Source organism: Prevotella sp. C0209C1 (assembly GCF_056583855.1).
The window spans coordinates 21,112-34,827 of record NZ_JBWPJP010000015.1 but is presented as its reverse complement, the minus strand read 5'-3'; the positions used below and the strand labels follow the sequence as shown (position 1 = coordinate 34,827).

The 13,716-nt window shown below is 33.6% G+C and carries 10 protein-coding genes and 1 tRNA gene; 2 read left to right on the top strand and 9 right to left on the bottom strand.

The features are described 5' to 3' along the window. Positions 1-3: 3 nt before the first annotated feature. From AC1DCD_RS05580 to AC1DCD_RS05540, 9 genes are all read right to left on the bottom strand, one after another. A complete protein-coding gene (locus AC1DCD_RS05580) occupies positions 4-762 on the bottom strand; it encodes an isoprenyl transferase (RefSeq protein ID WP_008447208.1) in 759 nt (252 codons plus the stop codon). An 85-nt stretch (positions 763-847) separates the two neighbouring features. Then, positions 848-2,185 carry a DUF6242 domain-containing protein gene (locus tag AC1DCD_RS05575; RefSeq protein ID WP_464640754.1) on the bottom strand — a complete coding sequence of 446 codons (1,338 nt, stop codon included), beginning with the start codon at positions 2,183-2,185 and terminating at the stop codon, positions 848-850. 273 nt (positions 2,186-2,458) lie between these two features. Next, positions 2,459-2,839 (bottom strand): DUF1634 domain-containing protein, encoded by a 381-nt coding sequence (locus tag AC1DCD_RS05570; protein WP_008447234.1) that lies wholly within the window; start codon positions 2,837-2,839, stop codon positions 2,459-2,461. A gap of 3 nt (positions 2,840-2,842) precedes the next feature. After that, a complete protein-coding gene (locus tag AC1DCD_RS05565; RefSeq protein ID WP_008447255.1) occupies positions 2,843-3,676 on the bottom strand; it encodes a sulfite exporter TauE/SafE family protein in 834 nt (277 codons plus the stop codon). A gap of 157 nt (positions 3,677-3,833) precedes the next feature. Then, positions 3,834-3,905, bottom strand: a tRNA-Arg gene (locus AC1DCD_RS05560). Positions 3,906-3,945: 40 nt separating this feature from the next. Then, on the bottom strand, positions 3,946-5,607 hold the full coding sequence (locus AC1DCD_RS05555) for a putative transporter (RefSeq protein WP_464640757.1): 1,662 nt from the start codon (positions 5,605-5,607) through the stop codon (positions 3,946-3,948). Between the two features lie 5 nt (positions 5,608-5,612). Further along, positions 5,613-6,431: a pyridoxamine kinase gene (locus AC1DCD_RS05550; protein WP_008447277.1), complete on the bottom strand. Its 819-nt coding sequence runs from the start codon at positions 6,429-6,431 to the stop codon at positions 5,613-5,615. A 179-nt stretch (positions 6,432-6,610) separates the two neighbouring features. Next, positions 6,611-7,555, bottom strand: a complete 945-nt coding sequence (locus tag AC1DCD_RS05545) for a DMT family transporter (protein ID WP_019036320.1) — start codon at positions 7,553-7,555, stop codon at positions 6,611-6,613. 334 nt (positions 7,556-7,889) lie between these two features. Next, the gene (locus tag AC1DCD_RS05540; RefSeq protein WP_036856035.1) at positions 7,890-9,830 is read right to left on the bottom strand and encodes a starch-binding protein; all 1,941 of its coding nucleotides are present in this window, start codon (positions 9,828-9,830) and stop codon (positions 7,890-7,892) included. A 674-nt stretch (positions 9,831-10,504) separates the two neighbouring features. Between AC1DCD_RS05540 and AC1DCD_RS05535 the strand changes: the two genes are divergently transcribed. Both AC1DCD_RS05535 and AC1DCD_RS05530 read left to right on the top strand, forming a co-directional pair. Further along, complete coding sequence (locus AC1DCD_RS05535) at positions 10,505-11,653, top strand: hypothetical protein (protein WP_036856038.1); 1,149 nt, start codon at positions 10,505-10,507, stop codon at positions 11,651-11,653. Between the two features lie 71 nt (positions 11,654-11,724). Continuing rightward, positions 11,725-13,665, top strand: a complete 1,941-nt coding sequence (locus AC1DCD_RS05530; RefSeq protein WP_464640758.1) for a DNA topoisomerase IV subunit B — start codon at positions 11,725-11,727, stop codon at positions 13,663-13,665. The last annotated feature ends 51 nt before the right edge of the window (positions 13,666-13,716 follow it).

The window sequence follows — 13,716 nt, the reverse complement described above, 5'->3', positions numbered from 1 at the left end:
TGCTTATTTATTTTCATTTTCTATTTGGTATCCAGTCTTTCCGAATCGACGTTGACGACTTTGGAAATTAGCTATAGCTTTGTATAAATCTTCTTCTGAAAAGTCCGGCCAAAAGGTATTACAGAAATATAGTTCAGTATAAGCTATTTGCCAAAGTAAATAGTTCGATATACGTACTTCTCCCCCAGTCCTTATTAATAAGTCAGGATCAGGTATAGAAGCTGTAGTAAGGTGTTGTGAGATTGTTTCTTCTGTAATATAAGTCTTTATATTATCAGCATTGAGCTGAACGTTCTTTTGCTGTAACTCGCAGGCTATATCTTGTGCTGCTTTTGTTATTTCCCATCGTGCAGAGTAGCTAAGAGCTACAACCAACGTAAGCCTTTTGTTATTTTTTGTATTATTGATAGTACGTTTAAGAGCCAATTGTACATTACTTGGTAAACGTCCAATGTCCCCAATAACAAGTAATCGCGCATCATTTTTCATAAATATTTCATCTTCTAAAGAAGAGATAACAAGCCCCATAAGAGTGGATATCTCATTTGAAGGACGATTCCAATTCTCTGTTGAAAATGTATAAAGTGTTAGATATTTCACTCCTATTTTGCCACATATATTTGTTATACGTCGCACAGTTTCTACTCCAGCCTTATGTCCTTCTGTACGTGGCTGGTTACGTCTTTGTGCCCATCTGCCATTGCCGTCCATAATAATAGCTATGTGTTCAGGAATGCGGGTCATATCTATTTTTTCTTCCATAATGAAAAAAATAAGGTGCTTGATAAAGTTTTCTCTATATGTGCTATTTATGTTAATGTTGAATATTTATATATATATTAAAAGATTATCTTAGCAATCTTCTCCATACTTTACTACCATTAATTATCCATAGGTTATTATTTTTATCTATAGTAGCTGCCATTGTTTTTGCTGTAGTTGTGGAAGAAGGTATTGTGTATGCTTTATTCTTTTTCCATGTTATACCCTGATCGTAACTTATTAGCAGTGGAGCTATTTTGTTATCGCTTGTCAACCCTAATGCTATTGGACAATTATTATAGCTTGTTACAATAAGATTTTTATATTCAGGAAGCATATAGCTTGAAAATGATTCTATAGTGTTCCAATTATAATTATTGCTATTGTTAGCAGTATTTATAAGTCGTGTCCATTCCACTATCTTTTTATTTGAGTTATATCCAATAAAAAGTAAACGCTTTAAGTTATTTCCAGAGTTTGTGGAAAATAATAAAGCATCGCTAATACTACATATAGGCAAATCTGAAACATCACTTGATAATACTTCCTCTTTCCATGTTTTACCTTTATCTGTTGAAATTTTAATTTTATTATCTGCTGTGATAGCATATAAAGATAATGGTGAAGCAAAGAGGCTTACTAAATTATTGTCTTCATTTACAACTGTCCAATGCTCTCCATCATTAGAACTCAACACTTGATGGTTATCCAGTATAAAGAGTGTATTATCTAATGTTACTATATTTTTGTATGCGTCTTTTGAGAAAGTATGACTATATTTTTCCCATGTATTTCCATCTGTTATAGATGTAGAATATAATGTAGTAGTTGTTTCATTTACACCTGCTACAAAAATTTTATCATTAGTGCAAACAGCTTTTGTTGCAGAGAGAGTTTCAAAAGGTTTATAGTCATTTAAATCTGTCCATGCACTATTATTATTATTTTGCTGCTTTTCTACATTCACAGTAACAGTATATATGCGATATACTTTTGAATTATTTGCATATACATATAGCTTTCGTTCTTTGGAAAAGTCTATAGAATCGTTTGTTCTATATGGTTTAAATGTATCATTAGTAAGCGATTTTATAGCAATAAATCCACCATTTTTGGTTTTTATAGATGCTAAAACAGCATTAGTCTTTATGCCATAAGGCAGCATCTCTGTATTATAAATCTTAGCATTAGCATGATCTATATGAAATTTATATTTATTTCCAGCACATATTGCTGTATAAGTACTATCCTTGCCATTCTTTCCTATGGTATCTCTAACTTGTTTTAGCTTTCCCAATGTAAAGCTCATTATGGCTGTATCATCATAATTTACATCTTTATTTTGCGTATCTTCTGTTAAGCACGAAGAAGTTGCAAACAATGTTGCAGCTAACGTGATGAGCGTAAATATCTTGTAGTTCATCTTTATTCTAATAAATAATTTATCTGCAAATTTAATTAGAAAACTTTATATATCACTGCCTTTTAGTGGTTTATTATGAAAATAAGCAAAATATATTAGTTTTTTAAGGTTGTTTAGTAGTGATAGATATGTATTATCATGCTATTTGTTTCTATTTTATCTCATTTGATATGTTTTATATTATATTATTTTCATCATGAATAGAGGTTTTATTAATATATAATATTTAGCCTGTATATATCTTTATAAAAATAGTCTTTATATAAAAAGGTCTTAAAGTCCACTTATAGAGTTTGAAATAATTACTGCAAGAACTATAGCAGTGATAACAACATATAGCCAATCGCGCTGAATAGCAAAGTCGAACAAAGAGAGTATTATGCGCGAAATAGGGGTTAGCAGCAGAATGATGACCCCTAATTGAATACAGTTTTCTGCTTGTTTTTGGTACACACCTGCAAAAATTCCTTTCAATGTTGTAAGATTAGTAGCCTCACCGTGGAACTTATGATAGTTTGGTATAGTATCTGCACCATGACAGATGAGATAATAAATACCACCTATTAAAGCTATCGTTGAAGCAGTAATAACACCTATGCGTAGCGTAGAACTGATGAGTAACTGCATCTTTTTACTTTCATTATTCGTTTCCATATCCTAAAATTTACCAATTATTCCATTATATATCATATTAAGAGCTACTAAAACTATTGCTATTGAGAAAACTTTTCTTAGAATATTTACATTAAGACGTTTTAGCAATTTTGCTCCTGTTAATGAACCACATAGTACTCCAATGATAATAGGAAAAGCTATTCCTGGATCAATATATCCACGTTGAAGATATACTACAGCAGAAGCAACAGCAGTTACGCCTATCATAAAATTACTCGTAGTAGTACTCACTTTGAAAGGTACTTTCATAGCAGTGTCCATAGCTAACACCTTTAAAACACCACTACCGATACCTAATAAGCCTGATAAAATTCCTGCACTAACCATTATAGAGAATCCTCCTCCCACATTTGTTAGTTCGTAAGATTTAATACCTTCTTTGGTAGGATAAGTGCCATAGAGCTTTAGCTTCTTAGCCATTGTACTACCTATAACGTTAGAATGGTCGGTTTTACGTCGTTGCTGTAACACAGCTGTCATCATCATAACAATACCAAATATAACAGCAATAATATTTGTAGGCATCCAAATGGCAATAAAAGCTCCAAGAACAGCTCCTATCGTAGTAGCTATTTCGAGAAACATTCCTAAGCGTATATTTGTAATACCTTCACGAACATATGCACTTGCTGACCCTGATGAAGTAGAAATAGAAGCTATAAGAGCTGCTCCTATAGCATAATGAAAGTCTATACCAAAACCTAAAGTTAAAACCGGTATTACTACTACCCCACCACCTAATCCTGTTAAAGATCCTAATAGTCCTGCTAAATATGCAGCTAATATTAAGATAAGTGTAAACGTTAAAATTGTCATCCTTATATCTTTTATACAAAGGTAAATAAAAGTTTATCAAAAAGATGCCAAAAGTTTATTTTTTTTACCTTTATAATATAAAACTTCATATAAAGAGAATGGTTATTGTATTATAAAAAAAATCCCAATTAGCATTATACTAAATGGAATTTTTCTGTACTCTGACTGGGAATCGAACCCAGATCAAAGGTTTAGGAAACCTACGTTCTATCCATTGAACTATCAGAGCAACATTCGTTTATATCTGCAAAGGTAATTATTTTCTTTCGTCAAACAAAGAACATGACTAAAATTTGAGCAATGATCACGCGAATAAACATACCTAAGGGATAAACAGTGGCATAGCTTATATTGCTCGATTCGTCCTTAGAAGTATCGTTGGCATAACCTAAAGCCATGGGGTTAGCCATGGAACCACATAAGATTCCACACATAGTACCAAAATCTAATTTCTTTGTTTTTAGTGCTATAACACCTATTATAACAGTAGGTAATACTGTTATAGCCAAACCTAACCCTATCCATAACAATCCTTCGGGGCGCACTATAGTATTAAAAAAATCCTTTCCTGCTTCTAAGCCTAAGCACGCCAGATAGAGGGACAATCCTAATTTGCGAAGCATGAGAGAAGCACTTCGGGTAGTATAAGTTATTATTCTGAAACGCGGGCCAAAGGCACCTATTAGGATTCCCATAATAATAGGACCACCAGCAATACCTAAACGTATAGGAGCGTCCATGCCAGAGAATGTTAAAGGGATAGTACCTAAAGCAAGACCAAGTAGCATACCAAAGAGAATACTTGCTACGTTAGGTTCATTAAGTGTCTTAACAGAATTTCCAAGAAACTTCTCTGCATGAGCAATATCTTCATGCTGCCCAACAATAGTTAAACGGTCACCGTAACGAAGTACAAGATCTCCTGTAGCCAAAAGCTTGATATCACCACGAAGCACACGGCTAACTGTAACTCCATAAGTTTCACGAAGGTGCAAGTTTCCTAAATGTTTACCATTTAGAACGCTACGAGAAAGCACAACAACTCTACTTTCCATTTTTGTGTCAAGGTGATTCCAGTCTATCTTTTCTTTGTTAAGATCGCGATGAACCATCTTGCCAAACATTATTTCCATAGCTTCTTTCTCATGGTTACCTGTTACAACAAGTATGTTATCATCTTTTTTAAGCACTGTATCTGGCATAGGAGTAACCACATCTTCTCCACGCCATATACGTGAAATAATAAATTTTTGATGACTTCCTTCTGCTATTGCACCTATATTTTTACCAATTATAGCAGGGTTAGCTACAACAAATTGTCCTACAAAAGTATGATTATCATTTTCGTGCGACTTTGATTTCATATCCTCAGCCCTTGCAAATATTTTCCTTATAATTATCATTGAAAAGATAACCCCCACCACACCAAGCGGATAAGTAACGGCAGTTGCTAAAGCAGCACGTGCCCCACTCACACCAGCATGCTGAAGAGCTTGCTGAGCAGCACCAAGGGCAGGAGTATTAGTTGTTGCACCACTAAGAATACCAACCATATCCGACATAGGAATATTAAATATATACACAAGAGCAATAGAAAACAAAGTTCCTAATAATATTACAGCTAAAGACCATATATTAAGCCCTAAACCTTCATGTCGTAATGACCCAAAGAAATTAGGGCCCACATGCAATCCAAGTGTGTAAACAAAAAGAACAAGACCAAAAGTCTCGCAAAAAGAAAGCATTTGCTTATCAACACTTAAGCCAAAGTTACCTACGGCAATTCCTATGAAAAACACAAAGGCTATGCCGAGAGAAATACCAGCTACTCTTATCTTGCCAAGTGAAAGCCCTATAGAACAGACAAGAGCAACAATAGTAATACATTGTAGGGCAGAGTGTAAGGAAAAAAGCCCGTTAATCCAATCCATACTTGTTATAATAAGTGTAAATATTTTTCTAAAGGAATTCCTCTATTCTTATCTTCATTATCCTTGTTATAGTCTATAAGCATATATACCCCGTCCATAGCTTTACGAGTACTACTAACAAGAGCTTCACCTCGTAGCAGATGCCCTATAAGGATAGCAGAGAAAATATCTCCTGTACCGGGGAAGTGGACAGGAATTTCTGTATAAGGAAGTGTGAAATAATCATCATCAATATGGTTATAACCCACCACAGAGGGCTGACCATCTACAGTTATAGATGTTATTAAAGCCGACCTTGTGCCTATTCTACATAAATTGTCTAACAGCTCTTTTGCTTCTTTTTTAGTTACTCCCTTTTCAGAGAAAGACGCCCCTGTGAGATAACAAGCCTCTGTATAATTAGGAAAAGTAAGGTGAGCCACACTTATCATTTCACGCATAGAAATAATAGTAGAAGGAGTAACACCATTATAAAGTTTTCCCTCATCACCCATAATAGGGTCTACATAGATAGTTGTTCCGTTCTTTTCTTGTTCACGACAATACGCTGAAATTATTTTAGCCTGATGTTCCGAACAGATAAATCCTGTAGCAATAGCATCAAAACTAAAGTTTAGTTCTTTCCAAATAGGAAAAACTTCCTTAATATAATTAGTAGTTTCTAAAATCTTAAACTTACCATAATCTAATGTATTAGAGACTAAAGCAGTGGGCAGATTATACACAGGGTTACCAAAATAAGACAAGATAGGCAGCATAGCTGCTGTTGCCACCTTACCATATCCTGCTACATCATTAATAAGAAGAATTTGTTTCTTATCCATTCAAATAACTATTAAACGTTTGCAAAGATACTGCAAACTGTATAAAAGACAAAATATTTAGTTGGTTTTGATTATTCTAAAAAGTAAGATAGTAACACTATATATTACGAGAATTAGCTGAAACAACCTGCTTAAACGAAAAAATATTAATAATAACCTTTTATTGCTTTCCTTTTATACTATTTACTCCTATTAATAATATAAATACCTATTGTGGCAAAAGTACCTGCTAAAACATATTTCCAATAAAAGGTCTCATTAAGGCATAAACAAGAAGAGATAGCTCCTATAATAGGAATTAGCGAATTGTAAATAGCTATTTTTCCTACAGGATTACAGCTGATTAGCTTGTTATATAAAGCAAAACCTGTTGTAGAAATACCTATTAGAAGCAGCAATATCACAACACCCCAAGTAGTAATTATAGGGAAAGTACCTCCTGCAAGCAGTCCAAACACTACAAGCAAAGCACCACCTAAGGCAAGGCTATAACCTGTTCCTACAAAGATATCTACTCTATGGCTCAAACTGCGAGTGAGTAACGACGCAAAAGCAGAACATAAAGCATTAAGAACTATTAAATTGTCGCCCAATATAGAATAATCTGTCTCTTTTGAAGTATCGCCAAGATTTAACATAGCAAGACCAGCGAAACCTATAATACAACCAAACAACTTGTTTTTAGTCATCTTATCGCTTTTAAAAAATAAGCAAGCAAGAATAACTACTGCAAACACACCTAAGGAATTGAGTAAAGCAGCACGAGAACCTTGACTATGTGATAAACCAAAATAAAAGAATGCGTAATGAAGAGTAGTATTAAGCAGAGAATAAACAAAAATAAAATAATAGTCAGAAGTTTTGCTAACAGAAAAAGAGCGATGCAATCGTTGTGCTATAACGAGGATTATCAATCCTGAAATAAAAAACCTTACCCCAGCAAAAAGCATCTTACTCCCTGTCATGGAAGTAGTAATTTGAAACTCTCTAAACCCTATTTTTATTAATGGATAAGCCCACCCCCACACTATAGCTGCTATAAGAGCAAAAACAGTTACCCATATAGGGCACTGAAAAATACTTTGCTTTCGTTCCTGAAACATCATACTCTTTCTTATTTGCATAATCTTTTTCACCTTAACATATAAAATACTTTTACAAAGGTACTGCTTTTATATCATTATAAGGAATATTTTATATAATGCTATCTTTTAAAAGTTTTACTCACACAGTTTTGTATTATCTTTATAAAAGTAGATAAAAGCAAAGATAAAAATATTATATTACAATTCCTTAAAAAGAAATTTCACCGAAAAGTTAGATTATAATAACTTTTCGGTGATTATTTTTATAAAACCTAAAAGAACCTTCACTGCTCTTTTAGAACTATATATTGCAGTTATCTGCATTAATTTATAGCATCTCCTTTTACCATTTATAATGGTAAACACCTATATATTAATGCTTTGAAGTAACGTCTACTACACTATATTTACCTGTATCATCTGCCACACCAAGCTCATAATACGTATCTTTGCTAACACCAACTATATCTTTTGTTTGTACCGCATTTGCCACTTTCCCTTGGTTAAAAATCACATTTACAGTATATCCTCCTTTATTAATATCAAAGTCGTAATAATACCAACTCTCACCATTTATAGTAGTAGCATGCATTGAAACTCCTGGCCACTGAACACCTAACAAAGCCGAATTATCAGCGTCCCATGCCCATATATACACCTCGTTCCAGTCTGCTGGCTTCTTAAAGTAAACTCTTGCCTTATGAGGTGTAAAAGATAAAACGGTATACTTATGACGTACTATTGTAGTAATAGCACCATTTTGAACAATACCCACCGATAATGTTGCTGTCTTGTCCAAAGTAATTATGCCATTATCAGGCACAGCAGAAGAAGTTACTAAAGGGTCAGAACCATCTAAAGTATATACTAATTTAGCACTTTTTGCTGTAGCTGGCGAACTCACTTTTACCGCTACACTATTATAATATGTGCCTTCTGACTTATCAAATAATATTGTATTACCTGCGTATTTACCTGTATTTTCCAATAAATAAGCATAGTTATTACCATTAAGAACGTTAGTATACCCTGCTTCTGCCGACTCTTTACCAGCTTTTGTACCTACACAAACTATAAGTTTTCCGTTTTTACCAGTAACTTCTGCTCTGAACAGATCATGCTCTGAAGTAAGTATTTTATAATCGGACATATTTGTTATACCTACTGTTTTGCGAATATCTATCATAGACTTTATTTCTTCCTTATATTTTTTCCAATGCGGAAGAAAAACACATGGAGTGCCTGGCATGGCTAACATATAGGCATTGGCTGCTAATATGTTATTATTAATAGGATCTTTTGTATATCCACTGGCATTGCCACGATCCTGCATATCATGGTTTTCTACAAAAGTTACAGCATATCTTCTGAAATTAACATCGTGTATTAAGTTGTTCTCCGTGTTAAGTTTTGTCCAATCTCCATTATTTGCTGCATCTCGCACATTATATCTAAACTGGAAATCGAATGCAGCACTCTTTCTATTTGTACGATTTATCCAAATCTTTATGGCCTCATTATTGTCCCAATATTCACCTACAGAAAACTCAATATTTGCTGCATCATTATAATTACCTACATGATAACCATCATATCCTTTTACCATGTCATAACGAAAACCGGTATATCCAAGGTCGTTTTTAAGATATTTCAAATAAGCCTTTAGTACCTTTTGCACATTCTCGCTTTTATGATCTAAGTCGCGACAACCACCCCAATCAGCTCCTTCATCATTATTTATGCTTAGCTTATATCCTTGTTTGGCTGTGTTTCCACCATCATCATTAGCAACAATATCTGTTGGCAACATTTGGAAAGTCTCACCCTTATATGTCTCAACAGGAAAATCTACCCAAGAACCACCTGCACCAAGATTGTTACGATGGTTAATAACTACATCTGCAACAATACCAGTACCTTTTTCCTTAAAAGTTTTTATCATTTCCCTAAGCTCTGATTCTGTACCAAAACTGGAATTTTGCTTAAAATAATATACTGGCATATACCCCATATTTTTATAAGGAGTATTACAATCGCCGCTCTGTGGTACCCAAATAAGTGAAAAATACTTAGACAGCTCATCTGCCTGACTGGATAGATTTGTCCACTTAGTATCATCAAAAGAGTCCCAAGAAAAACCTTGAAGCATCACCCCTTCATAGTCTTTAGGCCACCCCTGAGATACCCCAACTTCCTCTACTTTTGGCTTAGGCGGATTAGGTTCTTCTCCTGTAATGCCAAGATCACTGCTCTTAGCACAAGCAGATAGCAGCAATACTACGGCTGCTGAATAGGTAAAAGTACGAATTTTCATATCTTGATCGATTAATAAATAATAGTATATAAAGGTTGTATTAATAAATAAAAATAACAGCTCATGCTGAAGACTGCCTTAAATAATTTTAGGCAACACTACATCATATCGCATGATAAAATTACATTTTGTTTTTTAACCTATAAAGGAAAATGATACAAATCAACACACAACCCTTGTGCAAACGTTTGCCCTAAATTCACCTACCCTCCTACTCTTCCATATAAAAAGTCCACAATTTTATAGCTAAAAATCACATCTTTCCAACCTAAACATAAACTACTATATGTCAATACATTATAAAATAGTTTGAAAAATAAACTATTTTTATATGAAAAATAAATTAAAAATCATATAAAAATAGTCTATTTTTGAGTACAATATAACACCTTTTGCTCTTTTATAGTTTGCCGTTTTTCGCTATAAAAGTAATCTTTCGTAAAACAAAACATATACTTCCTTACTTTTAAAAGTTCCATTTACCTCTTCTAATATCCTATTTATATCTACATTACAAATACTATTATAAAACATATATTTAACACCTTAACAATACCTAACATAACCTATTAGACAAATATGTCGTTATTAAAAAAAGATAATGTTGTTTGGCTTTTTGCATATTAATTACTATTTTTGCATGTTTTAAAAATTTATAATAACATAATATAACAATGTCATTAATAAAAATAAAAAAGGTTGAAACAAAGAAAGATTTAAAAACTTTCATTGATTTTCACCATGACCTTTACGAAAACAATCCCTACGATGTCCCTAACTTGTTTAGCGATGATATGAACACACTATCTAAAGATAAGAATGCTGCGTTCGACTTTTGTGAAGCAGAATATTATCTTGCTTATAAAGATGGTAAACTCGCAGGACGTGTAGCAGCTATTATTAATTATAGAGCTAACGAAAAATGGAAAATAAAAAATGTCCGCTTTGGCTGGATCGACTTTATAAATGATATAGAAGTGTCTAAAGCATTGCTAAATGCTGTAGCAGAATTTGGTAAAAGCAAAGGAATGGAACAAATAGTAGGACCATTAGGCTTTACCGATATGGACCCAGAGGGTATGCTGATATGGGGATTTGATAAGCTCGGTACAATGGCTACTATTTATAATTATGATTATTATCCTAAACACTTAGAACAGCTTGGAGGCTGGGAGAAAGACAACGATTACATCGAACAATTCATTACTATTCCTTATGGAGTTCCTGAAAAATATGCTCAAATAGCAAAAATGATACAACAAAGATATAATCTTAGAGTAAAAAAACTTACTAAAAAAGATGTCTTTGAAAAAGGATATGGACGCAAGCTGTTCGAGATAGTAAACAAAACCTACAAAGACCTATATGGATATTCACAGCTTACCGACAGGCAAATAGATCAATACGTAAACATGTATTTCCCTTTTGCTAACCTCGATTTCATAACAGTTATAGTAGACGGAAATAAAAACGATGCTATTGCAGGCATGGGAATAACTATACCTTCGCTAAGTAGGGCTCTTCAAAAATGCCATAGAGGAAGGCTGCTTCCTTTTGGTTGGTGGCATTTGTTGAAAGCTATTAAGTTTAACAAAACTGAAGGTGTCGATTGTCTATTAGTAGGTGTTTTACCCGAATATCGCACAAAAGGAGCAAATGCTCTTCTCTTTAGCGACTTAATTCCACGATTTAATAAAGCTGGATTCAAATGGGGAGAAACACAAGTAGAAATGGAAACCAACGAAAATATACAAAATCAGTGGGGACCTCTATCACCTGAAATTCACAAAAGACGTCGATGCTTTAAAAAGAGCTTACTATAAAAAGACACCATAACATTATCTCATAAAGAAAACTTTTCATAACCTCTAAAAAGGTAAAACTAAAAATCAATATGGTAGAAGAAACTAAAAATATAGTACAATATACCGATGATAACATACGACATCTTTCAGATATGGAACATGTTCGTACACGCCCCGGTATGTATATAGGAAGATTAGGTGATGGAAAGCTACCTGAAGACGGTATTTATGTTTTACTAAAAGAGGTTATAGACAACTCTATTGACGAGTTTAAAATGGAAGCTGGCAACAGAATAGAGATAGATATAGAAGATAATCTTCGTGTTACAGTACGCGATTACGGGCGTGGCATTCCACAAGGAAAGCTCATTGAAGCCGTTTCTATGCTTAACACAGGAGGTAAATACGATTCTAAAGCTTTCAAAAAAAGTGTCGGACTAAACGGAGTTGGTGTAAAGGCTGTAAACGCTTTAAGCTCTAAATTTGAGGTGAAAAGTTTCCGCGATGGTAAAGTAAGACATCTATGCTTTGAAAAAGGCTGCTTGAAAGACGACAAAACGTCTAAAAGCAACGATGAAAACGGAACTTTTATATATTTTGAACCTGATAACACTCTATTTAAAAACTATAAATTTCTTGATGAAATAGTAGAAACAATGCTCCGAAATTACACTTACTTAAATACGGGACTAACCATCATGTACAATGGACGCCGTATATTAAGTAGGCATGGTTTGAAAGATTTACTAACCGATAATATGACCGTTGATCCGTTATACCCTATCGTACACATGAAAGGAGAGGATATAGAGATAGCATTTACTCATACAAATCAGTATGGTGAAGAATATTACTCGTTTGTAAACGGACAACACACCACACAAGGAGGAACTCATCAAAGTGCGTTTAAAGAACATATTGCTAAAACCATAAAAGAATACTATGGCAAATACGAATACATAGATATTAGAAATGGATTAGTAGCAGCCATAGCTATAAACGTAGAAGAACCTATATTTGAATCACAAACAAAAGTAAAGTTAGGAAGCACACTTATGGAACCTAACGGGGACACCATAAACAAATATATAGGCGATTTCATAAAACTTAATGTTGATAACTACTTACATATTCATAAAGAAGATTGTGCTGATATTTTAGAGAATAAAATAAAAGAAACAGAACGGGAACGAAAAGCGATGGCAGGTGTAACAAAGTTAGCACGCGAAAGAGCAAAAAAAGCTAATCTACACAATAAAAAACTACGAGACTGCCGTATACACTTTAGCGATATAAAGAATGATAGAAAAGAAGAAAGCTCTATCTTTATAACAGAAGGCGACTCTGCAAGTGGGTCTATTACCAAAAGTAGAGATGTTAATACACAAGCAGTATTCTCACTAAGAGGAAAACCACTTAACTCGTTTGGACTTACAAAAAAAGTGGTATATGAAAATGAAGAATTTAATCTTTTACAAGCCGCTTTAGATATAGAAGAAGGGCTTGATACGCTAAGATATAACAAAATAATAGTAGCTACAGATGCCGATGTCGATGGTATGCACATCAGATTGCTAATTATTACATTCTTCCTACAGTTCTTTCCCGAACTAATTAAGAAAGGACATGTATATGTTTTACAAACACCTTTATTTAGAATACGTAACCGAAGAACAAAAATAAAAAACAAAAAAACAATCATAGAAGCTGACCAAAACAGAGTAAAAGGTGAAAAGAAAAATGACTTTATTACACGCTATTGCTACTCTGAAGAGGAACGATTAGAAGCTATTAACGACTTAGCACCTGAACCAGAAATTACACGATTTAAAGGATTAGGCGAAATATCGCCTGACGAATTTATGCATTTCATCGGTCCAGAAATGCGATTAGAACAAGTAACACTTCATAAAACAGATCAGGTACAAAAGCTTTTAGAATACTATATGGGTAAGAACACCATGGAAAGACAAAATTTTATTATAGATAATCTCGTCGTAGAAGAAGACGTTATTGACGAAGATAGTTAGTAAAAACACAAACTTTTCAATAGCTAAACATATACTTATCAACATATATAA